Source organism: Streptomyces sp. L-9-10 (genome assembly GCF_004151105.1).
Lineage (GTDB): Bacteria > Actinomycetota > Actinomycetes > Streptomycetales > Streptomycetaceae > Streptomyces.
Window position 1 is genome coordinate 221907 of record NZ_PHRF01000064.1, and the last position, 20153, is coordinate 242059.

The 20153-nt window shown below is 72.2% G+C and carries 20 protein-coding genes; 12 read left to right on the top strand and 8 right to left on the bottom strand.

The features are described 5' to 3' along the window. Window positions 1–14: 14 nt before the first annotated feature. Entirely contained in the window at window positions 15–1298 is a 1284-nt protein-coding gene (locus CU044_RS17745) for an inorganic phosphate transporter (protein WP_129769677.1), read from the bottom strand. 176 nt (window positions 1299–1474) lie between these two features. On the opposite strand from CU044_RS17745, the gene CU044_RS17750 reads away from it, so the two are divergent. From CU044_RS17750 to CU044_RS17760, 3 genes are all read left to right on the top strand, one after another. Next, the gene (locus tag CU044_RS17750) at window positions 1475–2137 is read left to right on the top strand and encodes a class II aldolase/adducin family protein (protein ID WP_129769678.1); all 663 of its coding nucleotides are present in this window, start codon (window positions 1475–1477) and stop codon (window positions 2135–2137) included. Window positions 2138–2229: 92 nt separating this feature from the next. After that, a complete protein-coding gene (locus CU044_RS17755; protein ID WP_129769679.1) occupies window positions 2230–3357 on the top strand; it encodes a hypothetical protein in 1128 nt (375 codons plus the stop codon). 430 nt (window positions 3358–3787) lie between these two features. Next, a complete protein-coding gene (locus CU044_RS17760; protein ID WP_129769680.1) occupies window positions 3788–5095 on the top strand; it encodes a hypothetical protein in 1308 nt (435 codons plus the stop codon). A gap of 144 nt (window positions 5096–5239) precedes the next feature. On the opposite strand, the gene CU044_RS17765 is transcribed toward CU044_RS17760, so the two are convergent. Continuing rightward, window positions 5240–5641, bottom strand: coding sequence for a VOC family protein (locus CU044_RS17765; RefSeq protein WP_129769681.1), 402 nt, complete (start codon window positions 5639–5641; stop codon window positions 5240–5242). Between the two features lie 242 nt (window positions 5642–5883). Here CU044_RS17765 and CU044_RS39050 point away from each other — a divergent pair, with 242 nt between their 5' ends. The 4 genes from CU044_RS39050 to CU044_RS17785 all read left to right on the top strand — a co-directional run bounded on the left by CU044_RS39050 (window position 5884) and on the right by CU044_RS17785 (window position 10086). Beyond that, complete coding sequence (locus CU044_RS39050; RefSeq protein ID WP_193563993.1) at window positions 5884–6864, top strand: hypothetical protein; 981 nt, start codon at window positions 5884–5886, stop codon at window positions 6862–6864. 98 nt (window positions 6865–6962) lie between these two features. After that, a complete protein-coding gene (locus CU044_RS17775; RefSeq protein ID WP_129769682.1) occupies window positions 6963–8561 on the top strand; it encodes an ABC-F family ATP-binding cassette domain-containing protein in 1599 nt (532 codons plus the stop codon). Window positions 8562–8941: 380 nt separating this feature from the next. Then, window positions 8942–9163, top strand: a complete 222-nt coding sequence (locus CU044_RS17780) for a helix-turn-helix domain-containing protein (protein WP_030753304.1) — start codon at window positions 8942–8944, stop codon at window positions 9161–9163. 131 nt (window positions 9164–9294) lie between these two features. After that, on the top strand, window positions 9295–10086 hold the full coding sequence (locus CU044_RS17785) for an enoyl-CoA hydratase/isomerase family protein (protein ID WP_129769683.1): 792 nt from the start codon (window positions 9295–9297) through the stop codon (window positions 10084–10086). A 111-nt stretch (window positions 10087–10197) separates the two neighbouring features. Here the strand turns inward: CU044_RS17785 and CU044_RS17790 are convergent, their stop codons facing one another. Next, complete coding sequence (locus CU044_RS17790; RefSeq protein WP_129769684.1) at window positions 10198–10950, bottom strand: hypothetical protein; 753 nt, start codon at window positions 10948–10950, stop codon at window positions 10198–10200. Window positions 10951–11044: 94 nt separating this feature from the next. On the opposite strand from CU044_RS17790, the gene CU044_RS17795 reads away from it, so the two are divergent. The 5 genes from CU044_RS17795 to amaP all read left to right on the top strand — a co-directional run bounded on the left by CU044_RS17795 (window position 11045) and on the right by amaP (window position 13378). Next, window positions 11045–11536, top strand: coding sequence for an Asp23/Gls24 family envelope stress response protein (locus CU044_RS17795; protein WP_129769685.1), 492 nt, complete (start codon window positions 11045–11047; stop codon window positions 11534–11536). 61 nt (window positions 11537–11597) lie between these two features. Next, window positions 11598–11789, top strand: a complete 192-nt coding sequence (locus CU044_RS17800) for a hypothetical protein (RefSeq protein WP_129769686.1) — start codon at window positions 11598–11600, stop codon at window positions 11787–11789. Then, the gene (locus CU044_RS17805; RefSeq protein WP_129769687.1) at window positions 11786–12142 is read left to right on the top strand and encodes an Asp23/Gls24 family envelope stress response protein; all 357 of its coding nucleotides are present in this window, start codon (window positions 11786–11788) and stop codon (window positions 12140–12142) included. The genes CU044_RS17800 and CU044_RS17805 overlap by 4 nt, the downstream gene beginning before the upstream one ends. Continuing rightward, window positions 12139–12789: a DUF6286 domain-containing protein gene (locus CU044_RS17810; RefSeq protein WP_193563994.1), complete on the top strand. Its 651-nt coding sequence runs from the start codon at window positions 12139–12141 to the stop codon at window positions 12787–12789. Before CU044_RS17805 ends, CU044_RS17810 begins: the two co-directional genes overlap by 4 nt. A gap of 10 nt (window positions 12790–12799) precedes the next feature. Continuing rightward, entirely contained in the window at window positions 12800–13378 is a 579-nt protein-coding gene (amaP, locus tag CU044_RS17815; protein WP_129769742.1) for an alkaline shock response membrane anchor protein AmaP, read from the top strand. A gap of 129 nt (window positions 13379–13507) precedes the next feature. On the opposite strand, the gene CU044_RS17820 is transcribed toward amaP, so the two are convergent. The 5 genes from CU044_RS17820 to CU044_RS17840 form a co-directional block, all read right to left on the bottom strand. Beyond that, on the bottom strand, window positions 13508–14263 hold the full coding sequence (locus CU044_RS17820; RefSeq protein WP_129769688.1) for an SDR family oxidoreductase: 756 nt from the start codon (window positions 14261–14263) through the stop codon (window positions 13508–13510). A 4-nt stretch (window positions 14264–14267) separates the two neighbouring features. Continuing rightward, window positions 14268–16052 (bottom strand): glycoside hydrolase family 15 protein, encoded by a 1785-nt coding sequence (locus CU044_RS17825; protein WP_129769689.1) that lies wholly within the window; start codon window positions 16050–16052, stop codon window positions 14268–14270. Window positions 16053–16094: 42 nt separating this feature from the next. After that, window positions 16095–16898: an SURF1 family protein gene (locus CU044_RS17830; protein ID WP_129769690.1), complete on the bottom strand. Its 804-nt coding sequence runs from the start codon at window positions 16896–16898 to the stop codon at window positions 16095–16097. Between the two features lie 68 nt (window positions 16899–16966). Beyond that, complete coding sequence (locus CU044_RS17835; protein ID WP_129769691.1) at window positions 16967–18043, bottom strand: DEDDh family exonuclease; 1077 nt, start codon at window positions 18041–18043, stop codon at window positions 16967–16969. Between the two features lie 396 nt (window positions 18044–18439). Then, window positions 18440–19990 (bottom strand): S8 family serine peptidase, encoded by a 1551-nt coding sequence (locus tag CU044_RS17840; protein ID WP_129769692.1) that lies wholly within the window; start codon window positions 19988–19990, stop codon window positions 18440–18442. Window positions 19991–20153 lie beyond the last annotated feature (163 nt).

Below are 20153 nucleotides of genomic sequence, written 5' to 3' on the forward strand. Positions count from 1 at the left end.
GCGGTTTCTCTTCCTTACACCGTGGCGGTTCGCGCGGGCTCGCCCGCGGCGTCCGTGGAGCCAGGGGCCGGGATGGTGGTCGACAGTTCCTGCGCGGCACCGGTCGTGGGCGGCGGGGTGACGGCCGCGATGGCGGCGGTGACGACGCCCGCGGGCTCGGTGGTCCCGGCGCCTTCCGCCGTGCCGACGGCTCCGGCCTCGTTCTCGTTCACGTTGGTGTGGTCGACCGGCCGGCGGCGCGAGGCGAGCCAGATCGCCCCGGAGATCGCGACCAGCAGGACGGCGACGACCGCGACGCCCCAGGTGCCCTGGCCGGTGAGGAACTCGGCCCCGGCGGCGACCAGGCCCGCGGCGGGCAGGGTCAGCCCCCAGGCGATGAACATCCGGCTGGCGGTCGACCAGCGGACCACACCGCCCTTGCGGCCGAGGCCCGCGCCCATCACGGCGCCGGAGCAGGACTGGGTGGTGGAGAGCGAGAAGCCCAGGTGCGAGGAGGCCAGGATGACGGTCGCGGCGCTGGTCTGGGCGGCGAAGCCCTGCTGCGGCCGGAGATCGGTGAGGCCGGTGCCCATGGTGCGGATGATGCGCCAGCCGCCGAGATACGTGCCGAGCGCGATCGCCACTCCGGCGGAGACGATGACCCACATCGGCGGGTTGGAGCCGGGGGCGAGGACGCCGCCGGTGACCAGCGCGAGGGTGATGACGCCCATGGTCTTCTGCGCGTCGTTGGTGCCGTGCGCGAGGGAGACGAGACCGGCGGAGGCGATCTGCCCGGCGCGGTAGCCCTTGGCGGTCGCCTTGTCGTCCGTACGGCGGCCGATGCGGTACGTCAGCCGCGTCGCGAGCAGCGCCGCGAGACCGGCGACGACCGGTGCGGCGAGCGCGGGGATCAGCACCTTCGTGATGACGACGCCGCCGTTCACCCCCGAGGCGCCGACCGACATCAGGGTGGCGCCGATCAGGCCGCCGAAGAGTGCGTGGGAGGAGCTCGACGGAAGGCCGAGCAGCCAGGTGAAGAGGTTCCACAGGATGGCGCCGACGAGCGCCGCGAAGATCACTTCTGTTCTGATGCCCTGTTCGTTGATGAGTCCGCCGGAGATCGTCTTGGCGACCTCCACGGACAGGAACGCGCCGACAAGATTCAGGACGGCGGACATGCCCACCGCGATCTTGGGCTTCAGAGCGCCGGTCGAGATGGTCGTCGCCATCGCGTTCGCGGTGTCGTGGAAGCCGTTCGTGAAATCGAACACGAGAGCCGTCACGATCACGATCGCGAGCAGCAGCGTGATGTGTTCCATTGACCCAGGACCCAGGCAATCTTTTGACGTCAGTGGCCTCGGTGAACGTAGGGAGTCAGAGTGAACGGAAGATGAACTGGGCTCGTCTTTGTGGTGTCCCCATGTGTGGAGAAATCGCCCGCCTGTTCTGCTGAAGTGCCCTGGGCTCCCTTGCCCCCGCCTGACAGGATTCTCATATGACTGATCAGCAGAGCCGGGACGCGATAGCCGGGGCCTGGCGTGAACTCATCGCCACCGCCCGGAGAACAGCAGGTGAAGGACTTGTCGTCGGTACATCGGGCAACGTGTCGGTACGGATCGGCGAACTGATCCTCGTCACGCCGAGCGGAGTCCCGTATGACCAACTCACCGCCGAGGACGCCGTCGGCGTCGATCCGGACGGCCGACAGGTCCTCGGTGATTTCACCCCTACGAGTGAGCTGCCGCTGCACCTCGCCGTTTACCGGAACACCTCCGCGACGGCTGTGGTCCACACCCACGCCGTGCACGCCACCGCCGTCTCCACCCTCGTCCCCGAACTGCCCTTGATCCACTACATGGCGGCGGCCCACGGCGGCGCCGTCCGGGTCGCGCCCTACGCGCTGTACGGCTCGGACGAACTGGCCGCCCATATGCTCCACGCCCTGCGCGACCGGAACGCCTGTCTCCTCCAGAACCACGGCACGGTCGCCTACGGGGACAGCCTCGCCCAGGCCTACGACCGCACGGCGCAGCTGGAGTGGATGTGCCGCCTCTGGCTCACCGCGAACTCCCTGCCCGGCCGCACGCCCTCACTGCTGACCGAGGCCCAGCTGGACGAGGTCGGACAGAAGCTGAAGGGGTACGGACAGCGGGGCTGACCAGCGTTTCCGGCGGGGCGTCCGGCAGGCTCCGGCACCCCGACGGACACCCCCGGCTGGCCGAGCCCGCCGGGGGTGACCACACTGGGAACGTGCGCCCCGCCAAAGCGACGGCAGCGGCCGTCTCCACAGTCATCGGTGTCGGCGCGGCCGCGTTCGCGGCCGGCCGGTACGCCGGCGACGCCGCGCTCAAGACGACGCCCGGCCGCCCCCTGCCGGGCGACCCCCGTCTCACCGTGCACGCCACGGCCGCCGGACAGATCGCCCTGACCCGCTGCCTCGCCTCCCTGCGCCCCGGTACGTACGGGATCGAGGGCCCCGGCGTCCACGCGGTCGTCGGGCCGGTCCTGGACGAGGTGGAACACGCCGCGGACACCGTGGTGCGCCGGCTGGAGCGCGTCAGTCACGGCTCGCTCGTCGCCGGCACCCGTGTGCGCCTCACCCCGCAGGTCCACAGCGGCGATCCCACCTCCGCCCTCGGCCTCGGCCACAAGGACGTGATGATCCCGGGCGAACTCGGCCCCCTGCCCGCCTGGTTCGTGCCCGGGGTGCGCGACACCTGGGTCATCACCACGCACGGCCTCGGCACCACCCGCGAGCACCCCATGAACATCATGGAGTTCCTCGCGGAACAGGAACTTCCGGTACTCGACCTCGCCTATCGCGGCGATCCCGGGGCGCCCCGCTCCCCGGACGGCCTCGGCCACCTCGGCGAGTCCGAATGGCGCGACCTCGACGCGGCGCTCCGTTACGCGGTCCGGTACGGCGCCGAGCGCGTGGTGCTGCACGGCTGGTCCACCGGCGCCTCGATGGCCCTGGGCGCGGCGGCCGGCTCCCCGCTCCGCGCCCGGATCGCCGGGCTGGTGCTCGACTCGCCGGTGCTGGACTCGGAGGCCACCCTGCGTGCGCTGGCCACCGCCCGCCGTGTCCCCGCGCCGCTGCTGCCGCTCGCGGTCCGGTCGGCCCAGGGCAGGGCCGGTCTCGACGGCGACCGGCTGCGCCAGGCCGCCGACCCCGGCAGGCTGAACATCCCGACGCTGATCTTCCACGGCCCCGACGACACCCTCGCGTCCTGGAACCCCTCCCGCGAACTCGCCGCCCACCGCTCCGGTCTGATCAGCCTGCACGCCGTCGCGCACGCCCCGCACGGCGCGATGTGGAACGCGGATCCGGCGGGATACGAAGAGGTGCTCCGACGCTTCCTCACCCCCCTGATGTAGCGCCTGGCCGCGCTGAGCCGGCGTCCGACGCGGCGCCGGGGACGGCGCGGCCCCACGGGGCGCTTTACCGGTGTCTGACGGATCTTTCCGGCATGCGGCGACGCGGCGGAATCCGATGCGACGCCCGGCGCTCCGCTTCACCTCCTTCACGCACCTTGCGACCCACCGGGTCCACCCGCCACACAGCGCTCCACCAGCTGTCCCGTCCCTTTCCAACAGGCATCTTCCTTCCCTTCCGTGCCCTGCGGCACCCCCGTGGAACGGGCCTCCTCCGCCCTTCCCGTACCGCCGGAACAGGTTCCGTTTGGGCTTTCGGGCGGTCACCGGGAAGACTGCCCCCGTGACGTCCCGAAAGCCTGATGAGCAATTGGCGCGCAACTCCAGACTCCGACTCGTCCGCCCGCGGCCGTTGGCCACGGCCCGACGGGCTGTGACCGACGGGCGCAGCCGTCCGGCACCCCGGCCGCCCGAGGGCACTCCGCCCCCGGCGGAGCTGGCCCGTCAGGCGAGAGCGGTCCTCGCCGACGCGGTGCGGATCGCCCGCTGGGCGGCCGGTGACCGGGACCCCGGCGCGGGTCCGCTCGACGCGGCGACGGCCGAACGGGCCGCCGCGGCACTGGAGTTGACGTCCGACCAGGTGCGCGCGGGCTGGGACCGTGCCCGGCTGGCCGGACTCGTCGAGCTGCACGGCACCGCCGTACGGCCCGGCTGGCGGCTCCAGGCGTGGGACCGCGACGACAGCGCGGTCCAGCGCGGCTGGGTGGCACTCTTCGACGCCTGGTCGCTCGTGCACCCGGCCCCCGAGGACGTCGCCGCCTCCACGGTCGCCGAGGTCGTCGAGGCCGTTCCGCAGGTGCTCTCCCTTCTCCAGCTCTCCGCAGGACCCGTGCTCGTACCGGCCCTGCTCGATCTCCTCCGGCAGCGGGTCGCGGAACTCCACGAGGAGCGCTGCGAGGTGCCCTACGGCCCGCAGCCCGCCCCCGTCGAGCCCCCGGCGCCCGAGCCGCCGGCCGACGACCTCCTGCCCCCGCTCCTCGACTGGGCCCTGGAAGGGCTGGCCGCCGTGGGCGCGCTGACCCTGGGGAAGGGCCAGGCGACCCTCACCCCGCTCGGCAACTGGGCGGTCTGGGTCAAGCTGGAGCAGATCTGCGTCGCCGCCCAGAGCCCCGCGGGCAATATCGAGCAGTCCGCCGAGCACATGCTGCGCGGCTGCGCGCGGCTCACCCCCGGCCCCGCCCGCGCCGAATACCGTGCCTGGCTCGCCGCCCGCACCGTCGGCAGCGCGGTCACCGAACTGCTCGCCGTCGCCCGGGGAGAGGACGCGCTCCTGCGCGGGCTCGCCTTCGAGGCGCTGCGCGTCGTCGGCGCCCCCGCCGAGGCCGAGGTACGGGCCGCGGCGACGGACTCCTCGCTGCGCCCCTACGCTCTGCTCTGGCTGGCGGAGTACGAGGGCGCCGACCCGGAGGACGCGGCCGAGGTCCTCACCCGGGAGGAGTCCACCTGGCTCTGGGTGGACACCGCGGCGGCCGTCGCCGACCACGGCGAGAGCGAACTGCTGGTCCGCCACCTGGACTCCGCCGTGCAGGGCAACGTGCCCGCGCTGCTCGACGAGATCCGGGCCGTCGGCCACCCCCGTACCGTCCAGGTCCTGGTCGCCCTCGCCGCCGCGCACCCGGATCCCGCCCTCGCCAAGGCGGTCCGCCGGGCGGCCTTCCAGGTGCACACCGGAGGAGCCTGACCGGCCGGCCCCGCGCCGCGCGACCCGACGCGGAGGGACCGGCCCCGCCGGTCCCACCGCGAAGACCGACCGGACGGGACCCCGCCGCGCGGCGGTGCCCCGGTCGCCGGGACCGCGGTCCGCCAGGCCTCGGCCGGTCGTGCCTCAGCCGCCCGCGCCCGGCGCGTACGTCCCGAAGCTCCATATGTTCCCCTCGGCGTCGCGGGCCATGTAGTCCCGTGAGCCGTAGTCCTGGTCCGTGGGCGCCATCAGGATCTCGACGCCGTGCTCCACCGCCCGCGCGTGGTGCGCGTCGACGTCCTCGACGACCACATAGACGCCCGCGGGGCCCGCGTCGCCCATCGCCTTGGCGAAGACGCCCGCCCGGCCCTTCGAGCCCAGCATCACCACGCCGTCGCCGGACGCCAGCTCGGCGTGGAGCACCTCGCCGTCCTCGCCCTCGTACACCGATACCTCGGTGAACGCGAAGGCGTCTGTCAGCGTCCTGATGGCCGCCTTCGCGTCCCTGTACAGGATGGTCGGGCAGATGCTCGGTACTCCGGTCATGCTGATCAACCCCTCGCGGGCTCCAATGTGACGCGGATCTCAGTCTCGCACCGGCCACTGACAATCGGCCTTCGAGCCGTCACGGCCCCGCCCGGCCGGCATCCGGGGCCGAACGGGGGATGTGCCGCACCGCGCCCGCCGTGTCGCGGGGCGCCGCCGCCCCGCCCGCGCGGCCCGTGGCTACGCTCGCGAGCCCGGCAAGATCCGAAAGACAGGCCCCAGACGGGAGAACAGTGACGGCTGTGCCGACGACCACGGCGCCGGACCTGCTGCCGGGCACCAGAGCGGACGGCGGTCCCGAGGACGACGCCGATTCCCCGTACGCCGAGTCCCGGTACACCGAGTCCCCGCACGGCGGCCTCCCGCCCGGCGGTTCCCCGCGCCGCCCCGGCCCCCGGCCCGTCGGGCAGGGCCGTTCCCGGTACAGGCCGCGACGCCGTACCCGCCTCGTCCTCGCGGCCCTCTCCGTCGTCCTCGCCGTCCCGTTGGTGACCGCCGCCCGCCAGTCCAGGGACTTCCCCTTCGACGACCGCCTCACCGTGCACACCACCGCGGCGCCCGGACCCGCCGCCCAAGAGCCCGTCCTGCGCACGTCGGGCCCTCGCGTCGAGGCGCGCGACCCGGGCTCGGGCACGCTCCGCTGGGTCCACGAGCGCACCGGCAGCCGTCCGCTCGCCCTCGCAGCGGGGCCCGGCCACGCCTTCGCCCTCTGGAGCGACGGCCTGGTCACCGACACCGAGCGCGCCGCCGGCTCGGCCGTCCGCTGGCATCGCGCCCTGCCCGGTCTCGCCGACTGGCTGGCCGCGGGGCCCGGCCGCGCGGCGGGGGTCCTCCAGCCCCTCGCGCCCGGGTCGCGCATGCTCGCCGTCGTCACCCCGCATCGCATCGTCGCCTTCCGCGCCGAGGACGGCGATCTGCGCTGGGTGCTGCCCGCCGCCCGCGGCTGCGCCTTCGACCCGGGACGGTACGTCCGTACGGCCGGGATCCTGCTCGTCGCCCAGCCCTGTCCCGGGCACACCGACTGGACCGCCGAGCTGATGGCGGTCGACGACCTCGGCCGGATCGTGCCGGGCCGCACCCCGCTCCGCAACGACCTCCGCGACGACCCCCGTCGCGATCTCCGGGACGTTCCCCGGAACGGTCCCCCGGGCGGTGTCTCGAAAGGGTTCTCGGACCATCGTCCGGGGGACCGGCCAGAGAAAGCAGTTGCGCGACCCCGTTAGACTGACCCGTATGGCATTTCTCCTTGTGCATTAGCCGGCGTCGAAGAATCTCCTCCGCCTGCCCTCTTCCGCCGTCCATACCGCCCTGGAGTCTTTCCGTGATCACCGCAACCGGCGTAGAGCTGCGCGCCGGCGCCCGTGTCCTCATCGAGTCCGCCTCATTCCGTATCGCCAAGGGCGACCGCATCGGTCTGGTCGGCCGCAACGGAGCGGGCAAGACCACGCTCACCAAGTGCCTCGCGGGCGAGGGCGTTCCCGCCGCCGGCACCATCACCCGCTCGGGCGAGGTGGGCTATCTGCCGCAGGACCCGCGCACCGGCGACCTCGACGTCCTCGCCAGGGACCGCATCCTCTCCGCGCGCGACCTCGACTCCGTGCTCAAGAAGATGCGGGAGAACGAGGACCGGATGGCGAACGGCCAGGGCGCCACCCGCGAGAAGGCGATGAAGAAGTACGAGCGCCTGGAGACGGAGTTCCTCACCAAGGGCGGGTACGCCGCCGAGGCCGAGGCCGCCACCATCGCCGCCGCGCTCGGACTGCCCGACCGGGTGCTCGGCCAGCCCCTCCATACGCTCTCCGGCGGTCAGCGGCGCCGCGTCGAGCTGGCGCGCATCCTGTTCTCGGACGCCGACACCCTGCTGCTCGACGAGCCCACGAACCACCTCGACGCGGACTCGATCGTCTGGCTGCGCGACTACCTCAAGACGTACCGCGGCGGCTTCATCGTCATCTCCCACGATGTCGAACTGGTCGAGACCGTCGTCAACAAGGTCTTCTACCTGGACGCCAACCGCTCGCAGATCGACGTCTACAACATGGGCTGGAAGCTCTACCAGCAGCAGCGCGAGGCCGACGAGAAGCGCCGCAAGCGCGAGCGCGCCAACGCGGAGAAGAAGGCCTCCGCCCTGAACTCCCAGGCCGACAAGATGCGCGCCAAGGCCACCAAGACCGTCGCCGCGCAGAACATGGCCCGTCGCGCCGAGCGGCTGCTGTCCGGTCTTGAGGAAGTGCGCCAGTCCGACAAGGTCGCCAAGCTGCGCTTCCCCGAGCCCGCGCCCTGCGGCAAGACCCCGCTGACGGCCGAGGGACTGTCGAAGTCGTACGGCTCCCTGGAGATCTTCACCGATGTCGATCTCGCCATCGACAAGGGCTCCCGGGTCGTCATCCTCGGCCTCAACGGCGCGGGCAAGACCACGCTCCTGCGGCTGCTGGCCGGGGTCGAGAAGCCGGACACCGGCCAGGTGACCCCCGGACACGGCCTCAAGCTCGGCTACTACGCGCAGGAGCACGAGACCCTCGACCCGGACCGCTCCGTCCTGGAGAACATGCGGTCCTCCGCCCCCGACCTCGATCTGGTCCAGGTCCGCAAGACCCTGGGCTCCTTCCTCTTCTCCGGGGACGATGTCGACAAGCCGGCCGGGGTGCTCTCCGGTGGCGAGAAGACCCGGCTGGCACTGGCCACCCTGGTCGTCTCCTCCGCGAACGTGCTGCTGCTCGACGAGCCGACGAACAACCTGGACCCGGCCAGCCGCGAGGAGATCCTCGGCGCGCTCCGCACGTACAAGGGAGCGGTCATCCTCGTCACCCACGACGAGGGCGCCGTCCACGCGCTGGAACCGGAGCGGATCATTCTGCTGCCCGACGGGGTCGAGGACCTCTGGGGAGCGGACTACGCGGACCTGGTCGCGCTCGCCTGAGGACCCCCGTCCCAGAGCACCCGGTCGTCGGCCCGAGTACATGATCCACGCGCGTGATCGACTCCATATGGATCATTTCGGCTCAGCAGTGATCCCTCATCTGTGTGAGTACGTCTCGTATCACGGCGTGGTGCGTGACCGATCGGGCCGACCGCACCATGATCCGCGCCGTTTCGGGCGCGGGGGTCCTGACCTGGCACTTCGCCCGGAGCTTTGGGTAAAGGTCCCGGTGACCGCGTAGGGAATACGCGATTCCGGTCGTGCTCGAACCCTGGAGCAGGGCAAAGCTTGTCGTGCGGACCTTGCCGAATGGGTGGCCAGGAAGCCCGCGAGGGGTGATCATGAGAAGTCCAGAGCGCACTTCCCATGAGGAGGCACGGGTGGCCGAGACTCTGAAGAAGGGCAGCCGGGTAACCGGCGCCGCGCGCGACAAGCTCGCGGCAGACCTGAAGAAGAAATACGACAACGGTGCGAGCATCCGGGCGCTGGCCGAGGAAACAGGCCGCTCCTACGGATTCGTCCACCGGATGCTCAGCGAGTCCGGAGTCACGCTGCGGGGACGCGGCGGAGCGACGCGAGGCAAGAAGGCCGCATCGGCCTGACGACCGAGCGCGACTCCTCCTGGCCACCGGTTCGGATGGTGGCCACCCGAGGCGATCGTACGATCGCCCAGGTGGTTACTGTGCAGTCACTTAGCTTTGGTTTTCCTGACTGCCCGAACCGGAGGCGCCCCATGACTTCGCTCGAATCAGTACTCGACAAGGACGGCGTACGGCTCACCATCGAGGACGCGGTTGCCACGGTCGCACTGACCAACCCGGCGAAGCGCAACGCCCAGTCTCCCGCTCTGTGGCGGGCGTTGACGGAAGCCGGGAGGTCACTGCCCGGCACCGTGCGGGTCGTCGTACTGCGGGGCGAGGGCAAGTCCTTCTCCGCGGGGCTCGACCGGCAGGCGTTCACCCCCGAGGGGTTCGACGGCGAGCCGTCCTTCCTGGATCTCGCGCGGGAATCCGACGAGGACCTCGACGCGGCCATCGCCGGGTACCAGGAGGGGTTCGGCTGGCTGCGCCGTCCCGACATCGTGTCGATCGCGGCCGTTCAGGGGCATGCGATCGGGGCCGGCTTCCAACTGGCTCTCGCCTGTGACCTGCGAGTCGTCGCGTCCGACGTGCAGTTCGCCATGCGCGAGACGAGTCTCGGCCTGGTCCCCGACCTCACCGGCACCCATCCACTGGTCGGACTGGTCGGCTACGCCCGCGCGTTGGAGATCTGCGCCACGGGCCGCTTCGTACAGGCCGAGGAAGCGGAGCGTACGGGGCTCGCCAATCTGGTGGTGCCCGCCGACGAACTCGACGCGGCGGCAAGCGATCTGGCGGGCGCGCTGCTGGCCGCGCCGCGGGACGCGCTGATCGAGACGAAGGCGCTCCTTCAGGGCGCGTCCGGCCGTACCTTCGAGTCCCAGCGTGCCGCCGAGCGCGCCGCGCAGGGGCGCCGGCTCCGGGACCTGGCGGGCCTCGCCGACTGACGGACCGACGCACGGGCCCGTCCGCGCGGAGACCCACGCGCCCGTCCGCGCGGACTCCCGGCCCTGCCCACGTGCCCACGCGCCCTCGCGGGGGCCCGTCACGCCGTTGTCTCAGCCTTCGCGACCCACACCCACCGCCGTGACCAGTACGGCCACCGACGGCGCGCCCGGCAGCGCCGCCGCGAGTCGCGCCCGAACCGCCCGCGCCACCTCCAGCGGGCGGTGCCCGGCAGCCGTCGCCAGCTCCACCCGTACATGCCCCGCGGTGATGACCGCCGCGCCGCCCAGCGTCCTGGTCGGATACGCGACGCCCGGGACCGCCGACGCCAGCGACTCCGGCTCACCCTCAGGGGCGGCGGCCCGTACCGCGTCCGGCCGTCCCCCGTCCGGCCCAGCGGGCGCCGCGGTCCCGGCCGGCGGTCCCGCCGCGGATTTCCCGGAGGGACCGAGCAGGGCCGTCACACGCAGATCGACTTCCGCGACCCGTAGCCCCAGCCGCTTCGTCGCACCGGCGAACAGCACCTCGCGCAGCCGCTCCGCCACGGCGGGCAGCGGTTCGGCGGGACCCGCGGCGAACTCCCCGTCGATGCGCAGCGGACCGGGCGGCAGCGCGCTGGGCGGGGGCGGCACGGCGGGCCGGCCGGCTCCTTCCGGATCGGCCAGGGAGAGCCGCAGTCGGCCCAGCACGGCACCCGTCACCTCCGTCGCGGCCAGGCGCAGTTCGTCCGCCGCCGCGCGCTCCGACAGCCACGCGCCGTCCCGTGGCCCGCCGAGCGGCAGCAGCCTGCCCAGGCCGAGTTGTTGTCGTACCGCGGCCGTCCATCCGCCGGTGCCGAGCCCATCGGGGTTGTACGCAGTCGTCATTCCTCCAGCCTGCCGTATCCACGCGGCGGGATGAGGCAAGCGCACCTAGTGTGGGCAGCGGAGTCCACCACCGCCCGGGAAGGAACGAATGGCGATGTCAGACACCGCACCCCGTAACCAGTCCGCGCCGTCAGGCAGGAAGCCGTCGGCCGACGAGGGGGGAAGCAGCCCCGTCACCAAGCGCGGCGGCGGCCCGCCCGCCTCCCGCGGCCGTACCACCATCGCCGACGGCGTGGTGGAGAAGATCGCCGGGCTCGCGGCACGCGACGTCCTCGGTGTGCACGCCCTGGGCAGCGGGATGTCCCGCACGTTCGGCGCCGTGCGCGACCGGGTCCCCGGCAGCACCAGGTCCGTCAGCCGCGGCGTGAAGGCCGAGGTCGGCGAGGTACAGACGGCGCTCGACCTGGAGATCGTCGTCGACTACGGAGTCTCGATCACCGAAGTCGCCGCCGTCGTACGGGAGAACGTCATCGCGGCGGTCGAGCGGATGACGGGACTTGAGGTCGTCGAGGTCAACATCGCGGTCAGTGACGTGAAGCTGCCCGACGAGGAAGATGACGACGAGTCGGACACACGGCTTCAGTGACGTCCGTACGCGGCGTGAGGCACCGTACGCGACCGGCAGCGCAGTGGAAGAGGAGCGGCACATGAGCATGGCGATGGTCGGCCTGTTGGCCGGTATGGCGCTTGGATTCGCCGGGTACTTCGGCGGCTTCGGAGCCTTTGTGCTGGTGGCCGCGCTGGGTGTGATCGGGTTCGTGGCCGGGCGCTTCCTGGACGGCGATCTCGAACCCGGCGACCTCTTCCGCAGTCGCGACCGCGACGACCGGCGGCGGTGACGCGCGTGGCCGTGGAACGGGTGGCGGCCGGCGAGCGCGGAGCGACCACGATCGCCGACCGGGTCATCGCGAAGATCGCCGCACAGGCGGCCCGGGAGGCGCTGGACGGCGTACCGGAAGGCGGGTCCGCGCCGCACGCCACCGTCACGGTGCGCCACGACAGCGCGCGCGTCCGGATCGGTGTCGAGCTGGAGTATCCGACCGACATCGGCCGGCAGTGCGGCGCCGTGCGTCTCAGCGTCGTCCAGCGGATCAAGGCGTTGGCGGACATGGACGTGCCGGAGGTGGAGGTGCGGGTGGACCGGCTGCACTCCGACCGGTCGGGACTCGCGGCGCAGGGGAGGCTCCGATGAACGAACCCGCGCCCGAGGGGGCGGGCGGCGTACGGGAACAGGACCCGTCGGACCCCGACACGCGGTACGAGCCCAGGCCCACGCTGTCGGACGACGACGGCCGGCGGGCCGGACGTTTCTGGTCCACGCGCCGGATCCCCGCGGCGCTGGCCGCGCTGGTCGTTCTCGGCGCGGCGGGACTGCCGCTGTACGACATCGTGGCGGTACGGGCCGGTCAACGCGCGATGTACTGGCGCCGTGCACTCGCCGACCAGCTGGCCAGGCAGCCGCTCGACGAGACCTGGGTGCTGGTCGCCGCCTGTGTCGCGATGGCGCTCGGACTGTGGCTCCTCGTGCTCGCCCTCACCCCCGGCCTGCGCGGACTGCTGCCCATGCGCCGCCACTCCCCGCTGGTACGGGCCGGCATCGACCGCGACGCCGCCGCGCTGACGCTGCGCGACCGGGCCATGGAGGTCTCGGGCATGCGGTCCGCGCGGGTACGGGTGGGCCGCTCCAAGGTGAAGGTGCGGGCCCTCTCCCACTTCCGTGAACTCGACGACGTACGGGACGACCTGGACAGGGCGCTCCGCGCGGGCATCCGCGAACTGGGCCTCGACCGGTCGCCCGCGCTGACGATGCGTGTCCGCAGGCCCGTCAAGAAGAGGTGAGGTGAGGGCGATGATCCGGGTCGTCAACCGCGTACTGCTGGCTCTGCTCGGTCTGGCGCTGCTCTGCGCCGGCGGCGCGGTGCTGGCGCGCGGGCTGGACTGGGCGGTGCCCTCCTGGTGGCCGTACAGCGGGCAGCGCGATGTGCTGCTGAGCCGTGCCGACCGCGAGCGCTGGCGCGATCAGGGCTGGTGGTGGCCGGTCGTCATCGCGGCCCTGGCGGTGCTGGTCGTGCTGGCCCTGTGGTGGTTCTTCGCCCAGCTGCGCCGGGCCCGGATGGCGGAGGTGCTGGTCGACAGCGGCGACGGTGAGGGCGCGTCGCTGCGTGGGCGGGCGCTGGAGAGCGCCGTCGAGGACGACGCGGAGGCCCTGGACGGCGTGGCCCGCGCCCGCGTACGCCTCACGGGCCGCCGCACCGCCCCGTCCGCGCGCGTACGCCTCCTCATGGAGCCCCACGCGTCGCCGGGCGGGACACTGAACCTGCTGACGGCGGAGGCGCTGGAACGTGCGCGGCGGTCGGCGGGGCTGAGGGAACTGCCGGCGGAGGTGCGGTTGCGGGCGGTGAGGCACGGGGCGGAGAGGGTGAGCTGACGGCCCGTGCGCCGCGGCCGAACGGGACGCCCGTGAGCCGCGGCCGAACGGGACCGGGACAGGACCTGGACGAGCCCGTCCCGAGCCCGGACCGGACGTACGCGTCGGACCCGAGCCCGGACGTACGCGTCAGAACCCGTGCCGCGTCCCGCCGTCCACCGGCAGCATCACCCCTGTCAGATACGACGCCGCCGGCGACAGCAGGAACGCCGCCGTCTTCCCGAACTCCTCCGGCCTCCCGTACCGCCGCAGCGGAATCCGGGACTCGCTCGCCGCCCGCGCCGCCTCCGGGTCGCCCGACAGCGCGTCGAGTTCGCGGACCCGGTCCGTGTCGATACGCGCCGGCAGCAGGCCCACCACCCGGATCCCGCGCGGGCCGACCTCGTTCGCCAGGGACTTGGCGAAGCCGGCCAGGCCCGGCCGCAGACCGTTGGAGATGGTGAGGCCCGGGACCGGCTCGTGGACCGACGAGGAGAGCACGAGTCCGATGACCCCGCCCTCACCCAGCTCGGCCGCCGCCTCGCGGGCGACGCGTACCGCGCCCAGGAAGACGGACTCGAACGCCGTCCGCCACTGCTCGTCCGTGTTGTCCGCGGCGGACCCCGGCGCGGGGCCGCCGACGCTGACCAGGACGCCGTCGAAGCGGCCGAACCGCTCCCTGGCCGTGGCGATCAGCTGTCCCGCCACCGCCGGATCGGCGTTGTCGGCGGCCACTCCGTACGCGCCGGGACCGATCTCCGCGGCGGCCTCGGTGACGCGCTTCTCGTCGCGGCCCGAGATGACGACCTTCGCCCCGTCCGCGGCGAGCGCCTCCGCCGCCGCGCGGCCCAGCCCTCGCGATCCGCCGGTGACAACGTATACGCGGTCTTTCAGTCCGAGATCCATGGCCCTATCCTGCCGTGTCCGCCCCGGCGAGGGTCAACGCGGTCACCACCAGTCCGATATGGCTGAACGCCTGCGGGTAGTTGCCGAGTTGCCGCCGCGCCACCGGGTCGTACTCCTCCGCCAGCAGCCCGACGTCGTTGCGCAGGGCGAGGAGCCGCTCGAACAGCTCCGTCGCCTCCTCCGTACGCCCCGTCATATGCAGCGCGTCGACCAGCCAGAACGAGCAGACCAGGAACGTTCCCTCACCGCCCGGCAGCCCGTCCACCGAGGGCCCCGTCGAGCTGTACCGGCGCAGCAGCCCGCCGTGCCCCAGCTCGGCCCGTACCGCGTCGACCGTGCCGACGACCCGCGGATCGTCCGGCGGCAGGAAGCCGACCCGGGGGATCAGCAGCGTCGCCGCGTCCAGGTCGGCGGAGCCGTACGACTGCGTGAAGGTGTTCCGCTCCGGGTCGAAGCCCCGTTCGCACACTTCCCGGTGCACTTCGTCCCGCATCGCGCGCCAGCGCCCGACGTCCCCGCTGAGCGACGGGTTGTCCTCCAGCGTCCGTACGGCACGGTCGGCGGCGACCCACGCCATCACCTTGGAGTGCACGAAGTGCTGGCGCGGCCCGCGCACCTCCCACAGGCCCTCGTCCGGCTCGCGCCACTTCGACTCCAGGAAGCCCAGCAGGCTGAGCTGGAGGTTCCAGGCGTGCGGCTGCGCGGGGAGACCCGCCGTCCGCGCCACATTGAGCGAGTCCATCACCTCGCCGTACACATCCAGCTGGAGCTGGTCGACCGCGTTGTTGCCGGTGCGGACGGGCGCGGAGTTCGCGTACCCCCGCAGCCACGGCAGTTCGTTCTCCGGCAGCCGCCGCTCACCGCCGAGTCCGTACATGATCTGGAGGTCGGCCGGATCACCCGCGACCGCCCGCAGCAGCCAGTCGCGCCAGGCCGCCGCCTCCTCCAGATAGCCGACCGACAGCAGCGCCCCCAGGACCAGCGTGGAGTCACGCAGCCAGCAGTAGCGGTAGTCCCAGTTGCGTACGCCGCCCAGCTCCTCCGGCAGGGAGGTGGTGGGGGCGGCGACGATCCCGCCGGTCGGGCCGTACGTGAGCGCCTTGAGCGTGATCAGGGAGCGCATGACGGCCGTGCGGTGCGGACCGTGGTAGCTGCACCGCCGCGCCCAGCTCTCCCAGTCCTCCAGACTGCGCGCCAGCGCCACGTGCGGATCGACGCGCGGCGGGCGCGGCTTGTGCGACGGGTGCCAGGTGAGCACGAACGCCACCTTCTCGCCCGCGCCGACGGTGAACGACGACCGTGTGCTGTAGTGCTGACCCCATGTCTTGACCGAGGGCTCGCTGCGCAGCCAGACGGAGTCGGGGCCGGCGATCGCCACATGGTGGGCCCCCTCCCGCCGCACCCAGGGCACCACCGAGCCGAAGTCGAAGCGCAGCCGGATCGTGGCACTCATGTCCACCGAGCCGCTGACACCCTCCACGATCCGCATGATCTCGGGCGCCCTGTCGCGCTGCGGCATGAAATCGGTGACCTTGACCGTGCCGGTACGGGTCTCCCACACGGATTCCAGCACCAGCGAGTCACCCACGTAGGCGCGCCGCGCACACGTACGCGCACCGGTGGGGGCGAGCCGCCAGTGGCCGTTCTCCTCGCCACCGAGCAGCGCGGAGAAGCAGGCCGCCGAGTCGAAGCGAGGAAGGCACAGCCAGTCGATGGAGCCGTTCCGGCCGACCAGGGCGGCGGTCTGGAGATCGCCGATAAGTGCGTAGTCCTCGATGTGTTGGGTCACGCCAGGGCTGTTCCCGTACCGCGCGGGCGTTAAGCAGCGGTGTCAGACGGCCGCGGGTTCCTGCGCGGATTCCGCGTCGGCGGCGCTCCGCTCGGCCTTCGCCGCCGCGCGGTCGCGGAGCTCACGCCGTACGAGAATGACCCAGCCGACGGGGACGGCGGCCACGAACAGCCACCACTGCACCGCGTACGCCATATGGGGCCCGATCGAGCTGTCGTCGGGGTTCGGGATCTGCTCGGGGCTGCCGCCGGCCGGTACGGGGGAGATCTGTTCGACGTAGCCGCCGAGGACGGTACGGCCCAGCTGTTCCCGCTGCTGCGCGCTGCTGATCAGCATGACCTGGCGGGGCGGAAGATCCCGCAGGTCCTTGATCCCGCTGCTCGCCGACGTCTCGTCCGCCTTCAGCCGGCCGGTGATGGTGACCTCGCCCTTGGGCGCCGCCGGGATGTCGGGGAAGGCCCGCTGGTCGTCGCCGAAGGGGATCCAGCCGCGGTTCACGATGACCGCGCGGCCGTCCTTCAGGACGAACGGGGTCAGCACGTGGAAGCCGACCCGGTCGTCGATGGAGGTCCTGCGGCGTACGACGACCTCGTGCGCGGGGTCGAACGTGCCGGTGGCGGTGACACGGCGCCAGTAGTCGGAGCGCGGGACGGTGTGCCCGGGGGCCGTCAGATCGGTGACCGGGACGGGCTTCGCGTCGAGGTTGCCCGAGATCAGGGCGTTCTGGGCGACCTTGTGCTCATGGCGGTGGTACTGCCAGAAGCCCAGCTCGATCATCGCGGGGATGAGGGCGAGGGCGAGGAGGGTGAGGATCACCCACTGCCGGGACAACAGGAAGCGGTACACGCCTTCGACGTTACCCGGCGGGCGCCCGGCGGATCCGACGGGGGGTGGGTGTGCGCCGCCGCGCACTGTCACCCGTCCGAGGCCGTGGAAGCGGGGACGGAAGTGGACGAGGGGATGGACGGGACGGGCGAGGCGGGCGCCGGGACGGAGACGGCGGGCGCCGGGACGGGGGAGGAGGGCGCCGGGGTCACATCCCGCAGCAGCTGGGTGAACGCGGCCTCGTCGATGACCGGCGTTCCGTACGACGTGGCCTTGACCGTCTTGGACGTCGAGGACCCCGGGTCGTTGGTCACCAGCAGGCTGGTCAGCCGGGACACGCTCGTCGCGACATGCAGCCCCGCCTCCACGGCCCGGTCCTCCAGCAGCTCGCGGTCGACGGAGGTGTCCCCGGAGAACGCCACCCGCATCCCCTGCACCAGCGGCTCGCCCGGCACGTACCGGCCCGGGTTCGGATACGGGCACGGGGGCCGCTTGCGCGAGGGCCGCCAGCTCGTCTGCCGGTACGAGGACTGATAGCCGACCCGGGGCAGCGCCGGGGTGTCCGACCACTCGGTGAGCGGCCGGCACTCCAGCAGCGGCAGCCGTACGCCGTCCCTGGCGGCCGCGTGCAGACTCGGGCGGAACGCCTCGGCCAGCACGCGCGCGTCGTCCAGTGCGTGGTGCGCGCGCTGCTGTACGACACCGAAGTGCGCGGCGAGCGACTCCAGCTTGTGATTGGGCAGCGGCAGGGCCAGCTCCTTGGAGAGCGCGATGGTGCACAGCCGCTGCCGGGTGGGCGCGGTCCGCTCCGCGCGCGCGTACTCCCGGGCGATCATCGACCAGTCGAAGATCGCGTTGTGCGCCACGAGCACCCGCCCGTCGAGCCGTGCGGCCAGCTCACCGGCGATCTCGGGAAAGAGCGGGGCGCTCTCCAGGACGTCGGTCGTCAGTCCATGGATCCACACGGGCCCCGGGTCCCGCTCCGGGTTGACGAGCGTGTACCAGTGGTCCTCGACATTGCCCCGGGCGTCCAGGCGGTAGACGGCTGCGGACACTATCCGGTCGTCGCGGGCGAGTCCGGTGGTCTCGACGTCGACGACCGCGTACCCGTCGGGGTAGGCGGCCGGCCATGTCGCTGCGGTCGTGTGGTCGTCGAGCATGGTCACAGAGAATACGGGCCGCGACTGACACTCCCACAGCCCGGTAGGCCAGGACCGGCCACGGCCGGGGTCCGGGCCGTCGCTCCGTCAAGGCCCTTACGGCGATGGGGGTCTCACGCCGGATGATCCGGCCGGGAGCGGGAAGGCGCCGTCACGAAGTCCGCGTACCGCGGTGCCACGCCGCGCTCCGCCGCCTCGGGACGCGGCCCGACCCGGTCCGTACCGCCGGGACGTGCCATCACAACGTCCGTGCTCACCGGGCCCGTTCCGCCCTCCCCGAACCCCGGCCGCGCCCTCCGGCCTTCCCGCCGGGCGTACGGACGCGGGCCGCCCCGGAGGACGGCCCGCGCTCGGTACGGCGTTACGGTGATCGGTGCTCAGGGCACCGGGTGCACCCAGCGGTTACTTGCTCACCGCCGCCAGGGCGTCGACAAGACCCGCCCCGTAGAAGCCGTTGTAGCGCTTGCCGCCCTCGCAGACGGCGTCGACCTCTCCGTCACCGTCGATGTCGTACGGCGTCGGGCAGGCGGTGTCATCGGCCTGGAGCGACAGGAGCGTCTTGATCACCAGCGGCGAGGCGTACGGGTGGGTCGACTTCAGCAGCGCCGCGACGCCCGCGACATGCGGGGAGGCCATCGACGTACCGGCCATGTAGCCGTACTGCCCGCCCGGCAGCGGGCCGAGGATCAGGCCGCTGACGGCCGGCGGGGCCGGGGTCTGGTACCTCGTGGAGTCGCCGCCCGGGGCCGCGATGTCGACGACACCGAGACCGTAGTTGGAGAACGAGGACTTCAGACCCTTGGCGCCGGTGGACGCGACGGTCACCACACCCGGCAGCTGGGTGGGGATGTCGAGGCACTCGGACGGGTCGATGACCCGGTCGCCCGGAGTGGTGTCGTTCGGGCTGGACGGGTCGGTGATCGAGTCGGACGCGAGATCGTAGTTCTCGTTGCCCGCCGCGGCGACGTTGACCGCGCCCTTCTTCTCCGCGTACCGGGTGGCCCGCGAGACCGCCTCGACCAGAGCCTTCTGGTCCGGGTCGTTCTTGCAGTTGAAGTACCACGGGTCGGTGTAATAGCTGTTGTTCGTCACGTCGACGCCGTGCTCGGCGGCCCAGACGAAGCCGCAGACGACGGCCTCGGTGTAGAAGAACCCGGCCGGCGTGGACACCTTGATGCCGGAGACCTTCACGCCCGGCGCGACACCGGTGACGCCGACGCCGTTCTTGGCCGCGGCTATCTCACCGGCGACATGCGTGCCGTGCGGGCTCTCGCCCGTACCCGGCCGCCAGGCGCCGTCGGTCGTGTCCGGCTTGCCGCCGACACAGTTGACCGAGGCCGCGCGGTCGAAGTTCGGCGCGATGTCCGGGTGGGTGTCGTCGACACCCGTGTCGATGACGGCGACAGTGACGTTCCTGCTGCCGAGCGACTTCTCGTGTGCCTTGTCCGCCTTGATGGCGGGCAGGTCCCACTGCAACGGCTCCAGCGGGTCCTGGTCGGCGGCCTTGTTCGCCGCGGCCTTCGCCGTGGCGGCGGCGACCTCCTCGTCGGACAGCACCTTCGGGGCGCCGATGTCCGTCGTGGACTGCGCGGCCATCGGCGCGGTGCGGGTGGCACCGGCCGAGTCGACGCCCCTGACCTTGCGGACGGTCCTCGCGAACTCGGGGTTCTGCGAGGTGACGACTATGACGCCTATCTGGTCATAGGAGGTCACGATCGCGCCGCCCGCCTTGGCGATCGCCTTCTTGACCGACGAGACCGTGGAACGTCCGCCGCTGGTGTTGACGACGTACGACAGCTTCGGGCCGTCCGTCGCGACCGCGGCGGCGGGGACACTGCCCGCCGCCGTCGCGGCCGTGGCCGTACCGGTCGGCAGGAAGCCGAGCGAGACGGTGAGCGCCAGACCTGCGGGCAGAGCGAGCATGCGCCGCCGTCTGGATCTCAGATGAGTCATGGGTTCTCCACATCATCCGTGAAAGAACCGTCCGCACGCAGGCGTGCGCGTGGACGGGTACATGACCAGTGAAGTTATCGCTGATGATCCCCGGCCATCAATCACTTCCCGAATCATTTTTGGAAGAAACTGGAAGAAAAAGCCCGGTGTTGAACCGCGTCGC